An 18,342-nucleotide genomic window follows, 5' to 3' on the forward strand; every position below is an offset into this window, starting at 1 on the left:
ATGAGCAAGATCCTGATCCGTGGTGCGAAGGTGCTCGGGGGCGAGCCGCAGGACGTGCTGATCGACGGCGAGCTGATCGCGGCGGTCGGCACCGGGCTGAGCGCCGAGGGCGCGGAGGTGATCGAGGCCGACGGCAAGGTGCTGCTGCCGGGCCTGGTCGACCTGCACACCCATCTGCGCGAGCCGGGCCGCGAGGACTCCGAGACCGTGCTCACCGGCACCCGCGCCGCCGCCTCCGGCGGCTTCACCGCCGTCTTCGCCATGGCCAACACCTTCCCCGTCGCCGACACCGCGGGCGTGGTCGAGCAGGTCTGGCGGCTCGGCAAGGAGTCCGGCTACTGCGACGTACGCCCCATCGGCGCCGTCACCGTGGGCCTGGAGGGCAAGAAGCTCGCCGAGCTGGGCGCCATGCACGACTCGGCCGCCGAGGTCAGCGTCTTCTCCGACGACGGCAAGTGCGTGGACGACGCGGTCATCATGCGCCGCGCCCTGGAGTACGTGAAGGCGTTCGGCGGGGTCGTCGCCCAGCACGCCCAGGAGCCCCGGCTCACCGAGGGCGCCCAGATGAACGAGGGTGTCGTCTCCGCCGAGCTGGGCCTCGGCGGCTGGCCCGCCGTCGCCGAGGAGTCGATCATCGCGCGGGACGTGCTGCTCGCCGAGCACGTCGGCTCCCGGCTGCACATCTGCCACCTGTCCACGGCAGGCTCGGTGGAGATCATCCGCTGGGCCAAGTCGCGCGGCATCCAGGTCACCGCCGAGGTGTGCCCGCACCACCTGCTCCTGACCGAGGAGATGGTGCGCACCTACAACCCGGCCTACAAGGTCAACCCGCCGCTGCGCACCGAGCGCGATGTCCGCGCCCTGCGCGAGGCGCTGGCCGACGGCACGATCGACATCGTCGCCACCGACCACGCCCCGCACCCGCACGAGGACAAGGACTGCGAGTGGGCCGCGGCCGCCATGGGCATGGTCGGCCTGGAGACCGCGCTGTCCGTGGTGCAGGAGACCATGGTGGAGACCGGCCTGCTGGACTGGGCCGCGGTCGCCGACCGGATGTCCTTCACCCCGGCCCGGATCGGCGATGCCACCGGCCACGGCCGCCCCGTCGCCGCGGGCGAGCCCGCCAACCTCACCCTCGTGGACACGGCCTACCGTGGACAGGTGGACCCCGCGCGCTTCGCCTCGCGCAGCCGCAACACCCCGTACGAGGGCCGCGAGCTGCCGGGCCGTGTCACCCACACCTGGCTGCGGGGCAAGGCCACGCTCATGGACGGGAAGCTCACGTGACACCTGCAACTCAGCTCGCCGCATCGCTCGCCACGACACTGGCGGACGACAAGAAGTCGGCCGCGGTGACCGACTGGGCCGCCCGCCTGGGCTGGCTCGTCGGACTGGCCCTCTTCGTCGCCCTCGTCTACTGGCTGATGCGCGAGGGCTGGAAGTGGCGCGGCACCCTCCAGAGCGACCTGCCCGAACTCCCCGAGGTGCCGGACACCCTCGGCCCCGAGAAACTGACCATGAGCGGCCGCTACCACGGCTCCACCACCGCCGGGCAGTGGCTGGACCGGATCGTGGCCCACGGCCTGGGCTCCCGCAGCCGGGCCGAGCTGACCCTCACCGAAGCGGGGCTGGCCGTCGAGCGCCCCGGCGCCACCGACTTCTTCATCCCCGCCGACGCCCTGCGCGGCGCCCGGCTCGACAAGGGCATCGCGGGCAAGGTCCTCACCGAGGGCGGACTGCTCGTGGTGACCTGGGCGCACGGCGAGAAGCTGATCGACTCCGGCTTCCGCTCCGACCACGCCGCCGAACACACCACCTGGGTCGAGACCCTGAACCAGATGACCAACCACACGGAAGGCGCACGATGACGACCTCCACCAGGGGAGCCGCCAGGACTCCCGCCGTACTCGTCCTGGAGGACGGCCGCACCTTCCGCGGCCGCGCCTATGGGGCCGTGGGGGAGACCTTCGGCGAGGCCGTGTTCTCCACCGGCATGACCGGCTACCAGGAGACCCTGACCGACCCCTCCTACGACCGCCAGATCGTCGTCGCCACCGCCCCCCAGATCGGCAACACCGGCTGGAACGACGAGGACGACGAGTCGGGCCGCATCTGGGTCTCCGGCTACGTCGTGCGCGACCCCGCGCGCGTGCCGTCCAACTGGCGCTCCCGGCGCTCCCTGGACGACGAGCTGACCGCCCAGGGCGTCGTCGGCATCAGCGGCATCGACACCCGCGCCCTCACCCGCCACCTGCGCGAGCGCGGCTCCATGCGCGCCGGGATCTTCTCCGGCGAGACGCTGGCCCCCGACGCCGAACTGGTGGAGCGGGTCCAGGCCCAGCCGCACATGAAGGGCGCGAGCCTCTACGAGGAGGTCGCCACCAAGGAGGCGTACGTCGTCCCCGCGGTCGGCGAGAAGAAGTTCACCGTCGCCGCGATCGACCTCGGCATCAAGGGCATGACCCCGCAGCGGATGGCCGAGCGCGGCATAGAGGTGCACGTGCTCCCGGCGACCGCCACGGCCGAGGACGTCTACGCCGTGGAGCCCGACGGCGTGTTCTTCTCCAACGGCCCCGGCGACCCGGCCACGGCCGACGGCCCGGTGGCCCTGATGACCGCCGTGCTGGAGCGCAGGACCCCGCTGTTCGGCATCTGCTTCGGCAACCAGATCCTCGGCCGCGCCCTCGGCTTCGGCACCTACAAGCTGAAGTACGGCCACCGCGGCATCAACCAGCCGGTCCAGGACCGCACCACCGGCAAGGTGGAGGTCACCGCGCACAACCACGGCTTCGCCGTCGACGCGCCGCTGGACCAGGTCAGCGACACGAAGTTCGGCCGCGCCGAGGTCTCCCACGTCTGCCTGAACGACGACGTGGTGGAGGGCCTCCAGCTGCTCGACCAGCCGGCCTTCTCCGTGCAGTACCACCCCGAGGCGGCGGCCGGTCCGCACGACGCCGCCTACCTGTTCGACCGCTTCACGTCTTTGATGAGCACCGTCCGGGAGGGCCAGCGTGCCTAAGCGCTCCGATATCCAGTCCGTCCTGGTCATCGGCTCCGGTCCGATCGTCATCGGTCAGGCCGCCGAGTTCGACTACTCCGGCACCCAGGCGTGCCGCGTGCTCAAGGCCGAGGGCCTGCGCGTGGTCCTCGTCAACTCCAACCCCGCGACGATCATGACCGACCCGGAGATCGCCGACGCCACCTACGTCGAGCCGATCACCCCCGAGTTCGTCGAGAAGATCATCGCCAAGGAGCGCCCCGACGCCCTCCTGCCCACCCTCGGCGGCCAGACCGCCCTGAACACCGCCATCTCGCTGCACGACAGCGGTGTGCTGGAGAAGTACGGCGTCGAGCTGATCGGCGCCAAGCCCGAGGCGATCCACAAGGGCGAGGACCGCGACCTCTTCAAGGGCGTCGTGGAAGAGGTCCGCAAGAAGACCGGCCACGGCGAGTCCGCCCGCTCGGTCATCTGCCACACCATGGACGACGTCCTCGCGGGCGTCGACACGCTCGGCGGCTACCCCGTCGTCGTCCGCCCCTCCTTCACCATGGGCGGCGCCGGTTCCGGCTTCGCCCACGACGAGGACGAGCTGCGCCGCATCGCCGGCCAGGGCCTCACGCTCTCCCCGACCACCGAGGTGCTCCTGGAGGAGTCCATCCTCGGCTGGAAGGAGTACGAGCTGGAGCTGATGCGCGACAAGAACGACAACGTCGTGGTCGTCTGCTCCATCGAGAACTTCGACCCGATGGGCGTGCACACCGGCGACTCCATCACCGTCGCGCCCTCGATGACGCTCACCGACCGCGAGTACCAGCTCCTGCGTGACGTCGGCATCGCGATCATCCGCGAGGTCGGCGTGGACACCGGCGGCTGCAACATCCAGTTCGCGGTGAACCCCGAGGACGGCCGGGTCATCGTCATCGAGATGAACCCGCGTGTCTCCCGGTCCTCCGCGCTCGCCTCCAAGGCCACCGGCTTCCCGATCGCCAAGATCGCCGCCAAGCTGGCCGTCGGCTACACCCTGGACGAGATCCCCAACGACATCACCCAGGAGACCCCGTCCTCCTTCGAGCCCACGCTCGACTACGTCGTCGTCAAGGCCCCCCGGTTCGCCTTCGAGAAGTTCCCGCAGGCCGACTCCACGCTGACCACCACCATGAAGTCGGTCGGCGAGGCCATGGCCATCGGCCGCAACTTCACCGAAGCGTTCCAGAAGGCGCTGCGCTCGCTGGAGAAGAAGGGCAGCCAGTTCACCTTCATCGGTGACCCCGGCGACAAGACCGCCCTCCTCGAAGAGGCGGTACGCCCCACCGACGGCCGGATCAACACCGTCATGCAGGCGATCCGCGCGGGCGCCACGCCCGAGGAGATCTTCGATTACACGAAGATCGACCCCTGGTTCGTGGACCAGCTCTTCCTGATCAAGGAGACCGCGGACGAGCTGGCCGAGGCGCCCGAGCTGACCGCCGAACTGCTCACCGAGGCCAAGCGGCACGGCTTCTCCGACCTCCAGATCGCCGAGATCCGGGGCCTGCGCGAGGACGTCGTCCGCGAGGTCCGGCACGTCCTCGGCATCCGCCCGGTCTACAAGACGGTCGACACCTGCGCCGCCGAGTTCGCCGCGAAGACGCCGTACTTCTACTCCTCCTACGACGAGGAGAGCGAGGTCGCGCCGCGCGAGAAGCCCGCCGTGATCATCCTGGGCTCCGGGCCCAACCGCATCGGCCAGGGCATCGAGTTCGACTACTCCTGCGTCCACGCCTCCTTCGCGCTCTCCGACGCCGGGTACGAGACCGTGATGGTCAACTGCAACCCGGAGACCGTCTCCACCGACTACGACACCTCCGACCGGCTCTACTTCGAGCCGCTCACCCTGGAGGACGTGCTGGAGATCGTGCACGCGGAGTCCCTCGCGGGCCCGATCGCCGGTGTGGTCGTGCAGCTCGGCGGCCAGACCCCGCTGGGCCTCGCGCAGGCGCTGAAGGACAACGGCGTGCCGGTCGTCGGCACCCCGCCCGAGGCCATCCACGCCGCCGAGGACCGCGGCGCCTTCGGCCGCGTCCTCGCCGAGGCCGGGCTGCCCGCGCCCAAGCACGGCACCGCCACCACCTTCGCCGAGGCCAAGGCCATCGCGGACGAGATCGGCTACCCGATCCTGGTCCGCCCCTCCTACGTCCTCGGCGGACGCGGCATGGAGATCGTGTACGAGGAGGAGCGCCTCTCCGCGTACATCGAGGAGTCCACCGAGATCAGCCCGTCCCGGCCGGTCCTCGTGGACCGCTTCCTGGACGACGCCATCGAGATCGACGTCGACGCCCTCTACGACGGCGAGGAGCTGTACCTCGGCGGCGTCATGGAGCACATCGAGGAGGCCGGTATCCACTCCGGCGACTCGGCGTGCGCCCTGCCCCCGATCACCCTCGGCGGCTTCGACATCAAGCGGCTGCGCGCCTCCACCGAGGCCATCGCCAAGGGCGTCGGCGTGCGCGGACTGATCAACATCCAGTTCGCCATGTCGGGCGACATCCTCTACGTCCTGGAGGCCAACCCGCGCGCGTCGCGCACGGTCCCCTTCACCTCCAAGGCGACCGCCGTCCCGCTCGCCAAGGCCGCCGCCCGCATCTCGCTCGGCGCGACCGTCGCCGAGCTGCGCGCCGAGGGCCTGCTGCCCGCCACCGGCGACGGCGGCGAACTCCCGCTGGACGCGCCGATCTCCGTCAAGGAGGCCGTGATGCCCTGGTCCCGCTTCCGGGACATCCAGGGCCGCGGCGTGGACACCGTGCTCGGCCCGGAGATGCGCTCCACCGGCGAGGTCATGGGCATCGACTCCGTCTTCGGCACGGCCTACGCCAAGTCGCAGGCGGGCGCGTACGGCCCGCTGCCCACCAAGGGCCGCGCGTTCATCTCGGTCGCCAACCGCGACAAGCGCTCGATGATCTTCCCGGCCCGCGAGTTGGTCGCCCACGGCTTCGAGCTGCTGGCCACCTCCGGCACCGCCGAGGTCCTGAGGCGCAACGGCATCAACGCCACCGTCGTGCGCAAGCAGTCCGAGGGCACCGGCCCCGACGGCGAGCGGACCATCGTCCAGCTCATCCACGACGGCGAGGTCGACCTCATCGTCAACACGCCCTACGGCACCGGCGGCCGCCTCGACGGCTACGACATCCGTACGGCGGCCGTGGCCCGCTCGGTGCCCTGCCTGACCACCGTCCAGGCGCTCGCCGCCGCCGTCCAGGGCATCGACGCCCTCGGCCGCGGGGACGTGGGCGTCCGGTCGCTGCAGGAACACGCGGAACACCTGAACGCCGCCCGCGACTAGCCACCCGAGGGGGACACCGGAAACGGTGTCCCCCTCTTCATGAGGACAGCCATGTACAAGTTCTTCTTCGACCTCGTCTTCAAACGGATGGACCCGGAACAGGCCCACCACCTCGCCTTCCGCTGGATCAGGCTGCTCGCCCGCGTCCCCGTCCTGCGCACCTTCGCCGCCGCCGTGCTCGCCCCCCGCCACAAGGAACTGCGCACCGAGGCCCTCGGCCTGCGCATGCACGGCCCCTTCGGACTCGCCGCGGGCTTCGACAAGAACGCCGTCGGCATCGACGGGCTCTCCATGCTCGGCTTCGACCACGTCGAGATCGGCACCGTCACCGGCGAGGCCCAGCCCGGCAACCCCCAGAAGCGGCTGTTCCGGCTGGTCGCCGACCGCGCCCTGATCAACCGCATGGGCTTCAACAACGAGGGCTCCCTCGCCGTCGCCGCCCGGCTCGCCGCCCGGCGCCCGGCGTTCCGCACGGTCGTCGGCGTCAACATCGGCAAGACCAAGGCCGTCGCCGAGGCGGACGCCGTCGCCGACTACGTGAAGTCCGCCGAGCGGCTCGCCCCGCACGCCGACTACCTCGTGGTCAACGTCTCCTCCCCGAACACCCCGGGCCTCAGGAACCTCCAGGCCACCGAGGCGCTGCGCCCGCTGCTGAGCGCCGTGCGCGAGGCCGCCGACCGCGCCACCGGTGACCGCCGCGTCCCGCTCCTGGTGAAGATCGCCCCCGACCTCGCGGACGAGGACGTGGACGCCGTCGCCGACCTCGCCGTGGAACTCGGCCTGGACGGCATCATCGCCACCAACACCACCATCGCCCGCGAGGGCCTCGGCCTGCGCTCCGCGCCCTCGCTGGTGAAGGAAGCGGGCGGCCTGTCCGGCGCCCCGCTGAAGGCACGCTCGCTGGAGGTGCTGCGCCGCCTGTACGCGCGCGTGGGCGACCGCCTCACCCTGGTGGGCGTCGGCGGCGTGGAGAGCGCCGAGGACGCCTGGCAGCGCATCCTGGCGGGCGCCACCCTGGTCCAGGGCTACAGCGCCTTCGTCTACGAGGGCCCCTTCTGGACCCGCGCCGTCCACCAGGGCCTCGCCGCCCGGCTGGCCGCCAGCTCCTACGCCACCCTCGCCGACGCGGTCGGCGCCGACGTGAGGAACTCCGCATGAGCGAGCCCTTCGGCACCCGGCTGCGCCGCGCCATGGACGAGCGCGGCCCGCTGTGCGTCGGCATCGACCCGCACGCCTCGCTGCTCGCCGACTGGGGCCTGAACGACGACGTGGGCGGCCTGGAGCGGTTCAGCCGCACCGTCGTGGAGGCGATCGCCGACCGGGTCGCCGTCATCAAGCCGCAGAGCGCGTTCTTCGAGCGGTTCGGCTCGCGCGGTGTCGCCGTCCTGGAGCGCACGGTGGCCGAGGCCCGCGCGGCGGGCGCCCTGGTCGTGATGGACGCCAAGCGCGGCGACATCGGCTCCACCATGGCCGGATACGCGGAGGCGTTCCTGCGCAAGGACGCCCCGCTGTTCTCGGACGCGCTCACCGTCTCGCCCTACCTCGGCTTCGGCTCGCTCGCCCCGGCGTTCGAGCTGGCCCGGGAGAACGGCACCGGGCTGTTCGTGCTCGCGCTGACCTCCAACCCGGAGGGCCCCGAGGTGCAGCACGCGGTCCGCGCGGACGGCCGTACGGTCGCCGCGACCGTGCTGGGCCACCTCGCCGCCGAGAACGCGGGTGCCGAGCCGCTGGGCTCCTTCGGCGCGGTCGTCGGCGCCACCGTGGGCGACCTGTCCTCCTACGACCTCGCCATCAACGGCCCGCTGCTCGCCCCCGGCGTCGGCGCGCAGGGCGCGACCCCGGCCGACCTCCCGGCGGTGTTCGGGCGGGCCGTGGGCGACGTGGTGCCGAACGTCAGCCGGGGTGTGCTGCGGCACGGTCCCGACATCGAGGCGCTGCGGGCGGCCACCGCGGCCTTCGCGGGCGAGATCCGGGCCGCGGTCGCGGGCTCCTGAACACGGCGGACGGCCTCGACCGGGGGTCCGAGAGGCGAATACATCCCCGAATCATGGGCAGTATGCCGGAAAAGTCCGACCTCACGGAGGCTGACCAGGACTTTTCCGCTGTTCTCGCTGACTCCGGCGAACTTGCCCGCTAGTCTCCGAGCAGTGAGAGCGGGCGAGCGTGTTGCTCGTCGCTCCCCAGGTGTGGGGCGACTAGGTTCCTCACCGGTCCGTATCCGACAGTTCGACATCCGAGGTGACGTAGGCGTGGCTCTTCCGCCCCTTACCCCTGAACAGCGCGCAGCCGCGCTCGAAAAGGCCGCCGCGGCTCGCCGGGAGCGGGCCGAGGTCAAGAATCGACTCAAGCACTCCGGCGCCTCGCTGCACGAGGTCATCAAGCAGGGCCAGGAGAACGAGGTCATCGGCAAGATGAAGGTCTCGGCCCTGCTGGAGTCCCTGCCGGGCGTGGGCAAGGTCCGCGCCAAGCAGATCATGGAGCGTCTGGGCATCTCCGAGAGCCGCCGTGTCCGCGGCCTCGGTTCCAACCAGATCGCTTCCCTGGAGCGTGAGTTCGGCAGCACCGGCTCCTGAGTCCGGGCGCTGCCCGGACCGGAGTCCCGGACACTCCGGGATTGCTGGAATAATCGCTGCATGGCTGGAACATTCCGGGGGACGTCCCCCGTACCCCCGGACGCACGTCCGCGGCTGACCGTGCTCTCCGGCCCCTCCGGGGTCGGCAAGAGCACGGTCGTCGCCCATATGCGCAAAGCACACCCCGACGTCTGGCTGTCGGTGTCCGCGACCACCCGCAAGCCGCGCCCCGGCGAGCAGCATGGTGTCCACTACTTCTTCGTCAGTGACGAGGAGATGGACAAGCTGATCGCCAACGGCGAGCTGCTGGAGTGGGCCGAGTTCGCCGGCAATCGCTACGGCACGCCCCGCGCGGCCGTGCTGGAGCGGCTGGAGAAGGGCGAGCCGGTGCTGCTGGAGATCGACCTCCAGGGCGCCCGGCAGGTCCGCGAGTCGATGTCCGACGCCCAGCTGGTGTTCCTGGCCCCGCCCTCCTGGGAGGAGCTGGTGCGCAGGCTCACCGGTCGCGGCACCGAGTCGCCCGAGGTCATCGAGCGTCGGCTGGAGGCGGCCAGGACGGAACTGGCGGCCGAGCCCGAGTTCGACGTGACCCTGGTCAACACCTCCGTCGAGGACGTGGCCGGGGAGCTGCTAGCCTTGATGGACGTTGTGTGATCGTGACCGCCGTCCCTCCATCGGACCCATCGGTCACGGCGATGCACACCGACTGATTCTTTCCCACCCATCGGAAGGCAGAGCGTGTCCTCTTCCATCACCGCGCCCGAGGGCATCATCAACCCTCCGATCGACGAGCTCCTCGAGGCCACCGACTCGAAGTACAGCCTGGTGATCTACGCGGCCAAGCGCGCCCGTCAGATCAACGCGTACTACTCGCAGCTCGGTGAGGGTCTCCTCGAGTACGTCGGTCCGCTCGTCGACACCCACGTCCACGAGAAGCCGCTGTCGATCTCCCTGCGGGAGATCAACGCCGGTCTGCTGACCTCCGAGGCCATCGAGGGCCCGGCCCAGTAGTTCCTTCCGGTCGCGGTCGTACTTTCAGATCGCGGCTGACTTATCCACAGGCCCGGCAGTCACCCTGCCGGGCCTGTGGTGTGTCATGGGTGTCATGGATTCTCGAACGTCCGGGGAGAGCGGGGAAAAGACAGTGCAGACGGTGGACAAGCCGAAGGTCGTACTGGGCGTCAGCGGTGGCATCGCCGCGTACAAGTCCTGTGAGCTGCTCAGACGGTTCACCGAGTCGGGCCATGACGTGCGGGTGGTGCCGACCGCCTCCGCGCTGCACTTCGTCGGCGCCGCCACCTGGTCCGCGCTGTCGGGCAACCCGGTCTCCACCGAGGTCTGGGACAGCGTGCACGAGGTCCCGCACGTCCGCATCGGCCAGCACGCCGACCTCGTGGTCGTCGCGCCCGCCACCGCCGACCTGCTCGCCAAGGCCGCGCACGGACTCGCCGACGACCTCCTCACCAACACGCTGCTCACCGCGCGCTGCCCGGTGGTCTTCGCCCCGGCGATGCACACCGAGATGTGGGAGCACCCCGCCACCCAGGAGAACGTGGCCACCCTGCGCCGCCGGGGCGCGGTCGTCGTCGAGCCCGCCGTCGGCCGCCTCACCGGTGTCGACACCGGCAAGGGGCGGCTGCCCGACCCGGCCGAGATCTTCGAGGTGTGCCGCCGGGTGCTGGCGCGGGGGGTTGCCGAGCCCGACCTCGCCGGGCGCCATGTGGTGGTCTCGGCGGGCGGCACCCGTGAGCCGCTCGACCCGGTGCGCTTCCTCGGCAACCGCTCCTCCGGCAAGCAGGGGTACGCCCTCGCCCGGACCGCCGCCGCGCGCGGGGCCCGCGTGACATTGGTCTCGGCCAACGCCGAGCTGCCCGACCCGGCGGGCGTGGACATCGTGCGCGTCGGCACCGCCGTGCAGCTGCGCGAGGCGGTGCTCAAGGCCGCGGCCGACGCCGACGCGGTGGTCATGGCCGCCGCCGTCGCCGACTTCCGCCCGGCCGTCTACGCGAGCGGGAAGATCAAGAAGAAGGACGGCCAGGAACCCGAACCGGTCGCCCTGGTGCGCAACCCGGACGTGCTCGCGGAGGTCGCCGCCGAGCGCGCCCGTCCCGGCCAGGTCGTCGTCGGCTTCGCCGCCGAGACCGACGACGTGCTCGCCAACGGCCGCGCCAAGCTGGCCCGCAAGGGCTGCGATCTGCTCGTGGTGAACGAGGTGGGGGAGCGCAGGACCTTCGGCTCGGCGGACAACGAGGCGGTGGTCCTCGGCGCCGACCGTACCGAGACGGCCGTCCCGCACGGACCGAAGGAAGCTCTCGCCGACACCGTCTGGGACCTGGTGGCGGCCCGGCTGGGCTGATCCCGCTGGGCCGTACGGGACGGTCGTTTTCGGCCACCCGGAGTCTTTTTTTCACACCGTGATGGCGCGTGGCGGCTCTGGCCAACGCCGCGCGCCTGCGGGCAGAATGCCTGTGCCGCAGGTCACAGCGTTCTCGCTGGGCGAGAACGGGTGGCCTTGCGGGCAGGTGCGACCGATAAACTGTTCACGGACGACGTTGGGCGCAGCTCCCGACGTGGTCCTTCAATGATCAGACAGCAGCCGCTGCAACCCCAGGGAGCGTTGTGTCCCGTCGCCTGTTCACCTCGGAGTCCGTGACCGAAGGTCACCCCGACAAGATCGCTGACCAGATCAGCGACACCATTCTCGACGCGCTGCTCCGCGAGGACCCCTCGTCCCGCGTCGCCGTCGAGACGCTGATCACCACCGGCCTGGTGCACGTGGCCGGAGAGGTCACGACCAAGGCTTACGCGCCCATCGCCCAGCTGGTGCGCGAGAAGATCCTGGAGATCGGCTACGACTCCTCCAAGAAGGGCTTCGACGGCGCCTCCTGCGGCGTCTCGGTGTCCATCGGCGCGCAGTCCCCGGACATCGCGCAGGGCGTCGACACGGCGTACGAGTCCCGGGTCGAGGGCGATGAGGACGAGCTGGACAAGCAGGGCGCGGGCGACCAGGGCCTGATGTTCGGTTACGCCTCGGACGAGACGCCGACGCTGATGCCGCTGCCGATCTTCCTGGCGCACCGCCTGTCCAAGCGCCTCTCCGAGGTCCGCAAGAACGGCACCATCCCGTACCTGCGCCCCGACGGCAAGACCCAGGTCACCATCGAGTACGACGGCGACAAGGCCGTCCGTCTCGACACCGTCGTGGTCTCCTCCCAGCACGCCTCCGACATCGACCTCGAGTCGCTGCTCGCGCCCGACATCCGCGAGTTCGTGGTCGAGCCCGAGCTGAAGGCCCTGCTGGACGAGGGCATCAAGATCGACACCGAGGGCTACCGCCTGCTGGTCAACCCCACCGGCCGCTTCGAGATCGGCGGCCCGATGGGTGACGCGGGTCTGACCGGCCGCAAGATCATCATCGACACGTACGGCGGCATGGCCCGCCACGGTGGCGGCGCCTTCTCGGGCAAGGACCCGTCCAAGGTCGACCGCTCGGCCGCCTACGCGATGCGCTGGGTCGCCAAGAACGTCGTGGCGGCGGGCCTCGCCTCGCGCTGCGAGGTCCAGGTCGCGTACGCGATCGGCAAGGCCGAGCCGGTCGGTCTCTTCGTGGAGACCTTCGGCACCGCCAAGATCGAGCCCGAGAAGATCGAGAAGGCCATCGACGAGGTCTTCGACCTCCGCCCGGCCGCGATCATCCGCGACCTCGACCTGCTGCGTCCGATCTATGCCCAGACGGCGGCCTACGGCCACTTCGGCCGGGAGATCCCCGACTTCACCTGGGAGCGCACGGACCGCGTCGACGCGCTGCGCAAGGCCGCGGGCGTCTGATCCGCACCATGTGAACCGAGGCCCGGCCTCCCTTCGGGGACGCCGGGCTTCGGCGTGCTCCGGGTACCTCGGCGGACGGCGCTGTCAGTGGTCTTTGGAAGAATGCAAGCGTGAGCAGCGAGAACGGGTCGGGGGACGGCGGGGCCGAGGGGCCGCCGCCGGAGCAGCTCGCGCTCATCCGGGAGAGCGTGCGCGGCGCCGACGTACCGCGCGCCAAGCCGCGCACCTGGCGCGGGGCCGCGCTCGCCAAGGACCGGCCCGTGGCCCGGGTGCTCGTCGACAAGGGCGTGCTCCATCTCGACCGGTACTTCGACTACGCGGTGCCCGAGGAGCTGGACGCCGAGGCGCAGCCCGGCGTGCGGGTCCGGGTGCGGTTCGGTGCCGGGCGGCACCGGGTGCGGGACGGGCGCCGCGAGGGCGGCGGCCTGATCGACGGCTTCCTGATCGAGCGGCGTGACGAGTCCGACTACTCGGGTCCGCTCGCCGCCCTCGCCCAGGTCGTCTCCCCGGAGCCGGTGCTCGGCGAGGAACTCCTCGGACTCGCCCGCGCCGTCGCCGACCGGTACGCGGGCAGCCTCGCCGACGTGCTGCAACTGGCCGTACCGCCGCGCAGCGCCCGCGCGGAGAAGCGCGCCTCCCCCGAGCCCCTCCCCGCGCCCCCCGCCCCGGAGGCGGGCACCTGGACCCGCTACGAGCACGGTCCCGCCTTCCTCGACGCCCTGGCGTCCGGCGGTTCACCCCGCGCGGTGTGGAACGCGCTGCCAGGACCCGAGTGGAGCGAGGAGATCGCCCGCGCCGTCGCCGCCACCCTCGCCTCGGGCCGCGGCGCGCTGGTCGTCGTCCCCGACGGGCGCACCGCCGCGCGGGTGGACGCCGCGCTGACCGAGCTGCTCGGCAAGGGCCGCCACGCGCTGCTCACCGCCGACGCCGGACCCGAGAAGCGGTACGCGCAGTGGCTCGCCGTACGGCGTGGCTCGGTACGGGCCGTCGTCGGCACCCGCGCCGCCATGTTCGCGCCCGTCCAGGACCTCGGCCTCGTGGCCATCTGGGACGACGGCGACGACAGCCACAGCGAACAGCACGCCCCCCAGCCGCACGCCCGCGACGTCCTGCTGCTGCGCGCCTCCCTCGACAAGTGCGCCTTTCTGGTGGGCGGTTGGAGCTGCACGGTGGAGGCCGCCCAGCTCGTCGAGAGCGGCTGGGCGCGGCCCCTGACCGCCGGACGCGACCAGGTCCGCCGCACCGCCCCGCTGGTACGCACCGTCGGGGACACCGACCTCGCCCGCGACGAGGCCGCCCGCGCCGCCCGCCTGCCCAGCCTCGCCTGGCAGGCCGTCCGGGAGGGGCTGAAGACCGGCCCGGTGCTGGTGCAGGTGCCCCGGCGCGGCTACGTGCCCCGCCTGGCCTGCGCCCAGTGCCGGGCGCCCGCCCGGTGCGCGCACTGCGCCGGACCGCTCCAGGCACAGGACGCCGGGGCGCTGCGCTGCGAGTGGTGCGGGCGTGAGGAGCACTCCTGGCACTGCCCCGAGTGCGGCGGCTTCCGGCTGCGCGCCCAGGTCGTCGGCGCGCGCCGCACCGCCGAGGAACTGGGGCGCGCCTTCCCCGCCGTCCCCGTACGCACCTCCGGCCGTGAGCATGTCCTCGACACCGTGCCGGACGCGCCCGCGCTGGTCGTCAGCACACCGGGCGCCGAGCCGGTCGCCGAGGGCGGCTACGCGGCCGCGCTGCTGCTCGACGGCTGGGCCATGCTCGGCCGTCCCGACCTGCGCTCCGGCGAGGACGCGCTGCGCCGGTGGATCGGAGCGGCGGCACTGGTCCGGCCGCAGGGGGAGCGGGGGACCGTGGTGGTCGTGGCCGAACCGACCCTGCGGCCCGTGCAGGCGCTGGTGCGGTGGGACCCCGTCGGGTTCGCGGTGCGTGAGCTGGCCGAGCGGGCCGAGCTGGGCTTTCCCCCGGTGTCGCGGATGGCGGCCGTTTCCGGGACGCCCGAGGCGGTCGCCGAGTTCCTCGCCGCCGTCGAGTCGCCCCCGGACGCCGAGGTGCTGGGCCCGGTGCCGCTGCCCCCGACCCTGCCCGGCCGCCCGCGCAGGCCCGGCGCGCCACCGCCGGGGGAGCAGTGGGAACGGGCGCTGATCCGGGTGCCGCCCGGCAGCGGCGCCGCGCTGGCCGCCGCCCTCAAGACGGCCCAGGCGGCCCGGATGGCCCGCGGGAGCGCGGAGCCGGTACGGGTGCGGGTCGATCCGCCAGACATCGGCTGAGGTCCTGGTAGACGGGGCATGGTCGTGCGGGCGGGCGTACGAACGCCCTCCCGGTCGGTGCCGGGAGGGCGCGGGGTGAGACGGGTCAGCCGCTGCTGCGCGGGCCGGGGACGGCGGGCGGCCGCGGGTCGTCGCGCAGGGTGGAGCTGCCCGCGGTCGGCTGGGTCGGCATGGAGCGGGCCGCCGGGACGGTCGGCATGCCGGTGTTGATGGTGCGGGTGCCCGAGGGCTCGGTGCCCCGCTCGGCCTCGGCCGCGGCCTGGGCGGCGGCCCGGCGGGCGCCGTAACGGCGGTGCACGGCCTGCTTGGTGACGCCGAGCGCGGAACCCACCGCGTCCCACGAGAAGCCGAGCGAGCGGTCGAAGTCGACGGCCGCCGTCACCAGGGTCTCGACGCTGTCCCGGAGTTCCTGGGCGAGGCGGACCGTCGGGGCGGGGGCGCGTCCGTAGACGACGAAGCCGGTGGACGGGCCGGAGCGGCGGGGGCGGTAGACGTTGCCGAGCTGGGCGGTGAGGGTGCGCAGTGCGTCCACCTGCCGGCGGACCCGCTCGATGTCCCGCACCAGCAAGTGCAGGCTGGCACGGGCCTGGGCGTCGTGGGTTGCGTGGTCGGCCATGAACAAGCCTCTCGAACCGGCGTTGAAAGGGTGGGCGTTGGTCAACTCTCTTTTGACCAACGCGTGGACGCTCCGCTGGTCACGGGGTGGGGGCGTGCGGAGTGTGTTTGTACGCCGGGGTCTGCCACCGGTCATAGACTTGTCCGCTGCCCGTCCGCCGTCGATCGAGAGGCTCGATCCCGCCCATGAAGCTCGTCTTCGCCGGTACCCCCGAGGTCGCCGTTCCCGCCCTGGACGCTCTGATCGCCTCCGGGCGGCACGAGGTGGCCGCCGTCGTCACGCGGCCCGACGCGCCCGCCGGGCGGGGCCGCAGGCTGGTCGCCTCGCCCGTGGCCGAGCGGGCCGAGGAGGCCGGGATCGAGGTGCTGAAGCCGGTCAGCCCCCGCGACCCGGCGTTCCTGGAGCGGCTGAAGGAGATCGGCCCGGACTGCTGCCCGGTCGTCGCCTACGGCGCCCTGCTGCCCCGCGTCGCCCTCGACATCCCCGCCCACGGCTGGGTCAACCTGCACTTCTCGCTGCTGCCCGCCTGGCGCGGGGCCGCGCCCGTGCAGCACTCGATCATGTCGGGCGACGAGATCACCGGCGCCGCCACCTTCCTCATCGAGGAGGGCCTGGACTCCGGCCCGGTCTACGGCACCGTCACCGAGGAGATCCGCCCCACCGACACCAGCGGCGACCTGCTCACCCGGCTCGCCTTCGCCGGGTCCGGGCTGCTCGCGGCCACCATGGACGGCATCGCGGACGGCACCCTGAAGGCCGTACCGCAGCCCGCCGAGGGCATCACCCTCGCGCCGAAGATCACGGTCGAGGACGCCAAGGTCGACTGGACGGCACCCGCGCTGCGCGTCGACCGGGTGGTGCGCGGCTGCACGCCCGCCCCCGGCGCGTGGACCGTGTTCCGGGGCGAGCGGCTCAAGCTGGTCCAGGTCACGCCCGTGCCCGAGCGGACCGACCTGGCGCCGGGACAGCTCGCCGTCGGCAAGAACAGCGTGCATGTGGGCACCGGCTCGTACGCCGTCGAACTGCTGTGGGTGCAGGCCCAGGGCAAGAAGCCGATGCGGGCCGCCGACTGGGCGCGCGGCGCCCGGATCGGCGAGGGCGAGACGGTCGGCGGCTGACACCCCGCGAGTGGGGGGTGACGGTCCGCCGACGTACGCTGGTGATCGCACCCCCCTGAAGCACATCCGGAGCACCTTTCGTGAGCGAGCAGTCCCGTCGGCCGCAGCGGCCCGCCAAGCCCTACCGGCGCCCCCAGAAGGACCCCGTCCGCGTCCTCGCCTTCGACGCGCTGCGCGCGGTGGACGAACGGGACGCCTACGCCAACCTCGTGCTGCCCCCGCTGCTGCGCAAGGCGCGGGAGAACGGCGACTTCGACGCACGGGACGCCGCCCTCGCCACCGAGCTGGTCTACGGCACGCTGCGCCGTCAGGGCACGTACGACGCGATCATCGCCCGGTGTGTCGACCGGCCGCTGCGCGAGGTGGACCCGCCGGTGCTCGACGTGCTGAGCCTGGGTGCCCACCAGCTGCTCGGGACGCGCATCCCCACCCACGCCGCCGTGTCGGCCTCGGTCGAGCTGGCCCGCGTGGTGCTGGGCGACGGGCGGGCCAAGTTCGTCAACGCCGTGCTGCGCAAGATCGCCCAGCACGACCTGGACGGCTGGCTGGAACTGGTCGCGCCGCCCTACGACGAGGACCCCGAGGACCATCTCGCCGTCGTCCACTCCCACCCCCGCTGGGTCGTCTCCGCGCTGTGGGACTCCCTCGGCGGCGGCCGCGCGGGCATCGAGGAGCTGCTCGCGGCGGACAACGAGCGGCCCGAGGTCACCCTCGTCGCGCGGCCCGGCCGGGCCACCGCCGAGGAACTGCTGACCGAGGACGCCGCCGTGGCCGGTGACTGGTCGCCGTACGCGGTGCGGCTCACCGAGGGCGGCGAGCCGGGCGCGGTGGCGGCCGTGCGCGAGGGACGGGCCGGTGTGCAGGACGAGGGCAGCCAGCTGGTCGCCCTCGCCCTCGCCAACGCGCCCTTGGACGGCTCCGACGAGAAGTGGCTCGACGGCTGTGCCGGTCCCGGCGGCAAGGCCGCGCTGCTGGCCGCCCTCGCCGCCGAACGCGGTGCTACCCTCCTCGCCTCCGAGAAGCAGCCGCACCGCGCGGGCCTGGTCGCCAAGGCGCTGGCGGGCAACCCCGGCCCCTACCAGGTGATCACCGCCGACGGCACCCGCCCGCCGTGGCGCTCCGGCACCTTCGACCGCGTCCTGATGGACGTCCCCTGCACCGGCCTCGGCGCCCTCCGCCGCCGCCCGGAGGCCCGCTGGCGCCGCCGCCCCGAGGACCTGGACAACTTCGCCCCGCTCCAGCGCGCCCTCCTCCGCACCGCCCTGGACTCGGTCCGCGTAGGCGGAGTCGTCGGCTACGCCACCTGCTCCCCCCACCTCGCCGAAACCCGCGCGGTGGTCGCCGACCTCCTGAAGCAACACCCCGACACCGAACTGATCGACGCCCGCCCCCTCCTCCCCGGCGTCCCCGACCTCGGCGAAGGCCCCGACATCCAACTCTGGCCCCACCTCCACGGCACGGACGCGATGTACCTGGCCCTGATCCGCCGCACGGCGTGAAGGACTTGGGGCACGTCTGAAACCCCGCTGAGGGCAGCCGACCCAGGGGCGCGGGGAACTGCGCGAACAACCCCCACCGGGCCCGCACCCGAACAACCGCCCCCCACCACCCAGGACCTGACCCCGCACC

The 18,342-nt window shown here is 72.4% G+C and carries 15 protein-coding genes; 14 read left to right on the forward strand and 1 reads right to left on the reverse strand.

Annotated elements, in window-relative coordinates:
- The 12 genes from ACI2LY_RS29560 to ACI2LY_RS29615 all read left to right on the forward strand — a co-directional run bounded on the left by ACI2LY_RS29560 (window position 1) and on the right by ACI2LY_RS29615 (window position 14,979).
- Entirely contained in the window at window positions 1-1,287 is a 1,287-nt protein-coding gene (locus ACI2LY_RS29560; protein ID WP_404709784.1) for a dihydroorotase, read from the forward strand.
- Entirely contained in the window at window positions 1,284-1,868 is a 585-nt protein-coding gene (locus ACI2LY_RS29565) for a hypothetical protein (protein ID WP_404709785.1), read from the forward strand. Before ACI2LY_RS29560 ends, ACI2LY_RS29565 begins: the two co-directional genes overlap by 4 nt.
- Window positions 1,865-3,019 carry a glutamine-hydrolyzing carbamoyl-phosphate synthase small subunit gene (gene carA / locus ACI2LY_RS29570; protein ID WP_404709786.1) on the forward strand — a complete coding sequence of 385 codons (1,155 nt, stop codon included), beginning with the start codon at window positions 1,865-1,867 and terminating at the stop codon, window positions 3,017-3,019. The genes ACI2LY_RS29565 and carA overlap by 4 nt, the downstream gene beginning before the upstream one ends.
- Window positions 3,012-6,320: a carbamoyl-phosphate synthase large subunit gene (gene carB / locus ACI2LY_RS29575; protein WP_404709787.1), complete on the forward strand. Its 3,309-nt coding sequence runs from the start codon at window positions 3,012-3,014 to the stop codon at window positions 6,318-6,320. The genes carA and carB overlap by 8 nt, the downstream gene beginning before the upstream one ends.
- Window positions 6,321-6,371: 51 nt before the next feature.
- Window positions 6,372-7,478 carry a quinone-dependent dihydroorotate dehydrogenase gene (locus ACI2LY_RS29580; RefSeq protein WP_404709866.1) on the forward strand — a complete coding sequence of 369 codons (1,107 nt, stop codon included), beginning with the start codon at window positions 6,372-6,374 and terminating at the stop codon, window positions 7,476-7,478.
- The gene (gene pyrF, locus ACI2LY_RS29585) at window positions 7,475-8,314 is read left to right on the forward strand and encodes an orotidine-5'-phosphate decarboxylase (RefSeq protein WP_404709788.1); all 840 of its coding nucleotides are present in this window, start codon (window positions 7,475-7,477) and stop codon (window positions 8,312-8,314) included. The genes ACI2LY_RS29580 and pyrF overlap by 4 nt, the downstream gene beginning before the upstream one ends.
- A gap of 255 nt (window positions 8,315-8,569) precedes the next feature.
- A complete protein-coding gene (locus ACI2LY_RS29590) occupies window positions 8,570-8,893 on the forward strand; it encodes an integration host factor (RefSeq protein ID WP_030810589.1) in 324 nt (107 codons plus the stop codon).
- A 60-nt stretch (window positions 8,894-8,953) separates the two neighbouring features.
- On the forward strand, window positions 8,954-9,547 hold the full coding sequence (gene gmk, locus ACI2LY_RS29595; protein ID WP_389004622.1) for a guanylate kinase: 594 nt from the start codon (window positions 8,954-8,956) through the stop codon (window positions 9,545-9,547).
- Window positions 9,548-9,631: 84 nt separating this feature from the next.
- Window positions 9,632-9,904, forward strand: coding sequence for a DNA-directed RNA polymerase subunit omega (gene rpoZ / locus ACI2LY_RS29600; protein ID WP_039649019.1), 273 nt, complete (start codon window positions 9,632-9,634; stop codon window positions 9,902-9,904).
- A 142-nt stretch (window positions 9,905-10,046) separates the two neighbouring features.
- A complete protein-coding gene (gene coaBC / locus ACI2LY_RS29605; protein ID WP_404709789.1) occupies window positions 10,047-11,249 on the forward strand; it encodes a bifunctional phosphopantothenoylcysteine decarboxylase/phosphopantothenate--cysteine ligase CoaBC in 1,203 nt (400 codons plus the stop codon).
- Between the two features lie 263 nt (window positions 11,250-11,512).
- Window positions 11,513-12,721, forward strand: coding sequence for a methionine adenosyltransferase (gene metK, locus ACI2LY_RS29610; RefSeq protein WP_389004620.1), 1,209 nt, complete (start codon window positions 11,513-11,515; stop codon window positions 12,719-12,721).
- Window positions 12,722-12,831: 110 nt separating this feature from the next.
- Window positions 12,832-14,979 (forward strand): primosomal protein N', encoded by a 2,148-nt coding sequence (locus ACI2LY_RS29615; protein WP_404709790.1) that lies wholly within the window; start codon window positions 12,832-12,834, stop codon window positions 14,977-14,979.
- Window positions 14,980-15,064: 85 nt separating this feature from the next.
- Here ACI2LY_RS29615 and ACI2LY_RS29620 read toward each other — a convergent pair whose 3' ends face one another.
- Window positions 15,065-15,595, reverse strand: coding sequence for a hypothetical protein (locus ACI2LY_RS29620; protein ID WP_404709791.1), 531 nt, complete (start codon window positions 15,593-15,595; stop codon window positions 15,065-15,067).
- Window positions 15,596-15,780: 185 nt separating this feature from the next.
- Between ACI2LY_RS29620 and fmt the strand changes: the two genes are divergently transcribed.
- Both fmt and ACI2LY_RS29630 read left to right on the forward strand, forming a co-directional pair.
- Window positions 15,781-16,713: a methionyl-tRNA formyltransferase gene (fmt, locus tag ACI2LY_RS29625; protein WP_404709792.1), complete on the forward strand. Its 933-nt coding sequence runs from the start codon at window positions 15,781-15,783 to the stop codon at window positions 16,711-16,713.
- A gap of 80 nt (window positions 16,714-16,793) precedes the next feature.
- Entirely contained in the window at window positions 16,794-18,212 is a 1,419-nt protein-coding gene (locus tag ACI2LY_RS29630; protein WP_404709793.1) for an RsmB/NOP family class I SAM-dependent RNA methyltransferase, read from the forward strand.
- Window positions 18,213-18,342 lie beyond the last annotated feature (130 nt).

It is taken from the genome of Streptomyces sp. NPDC002176 (assembly GCF_044903645.1).
GTDB lineage: Bacteria > Actinomycetota > Actinomycetes > Streptomycetales > Streptomycetaceae > Streptomyces.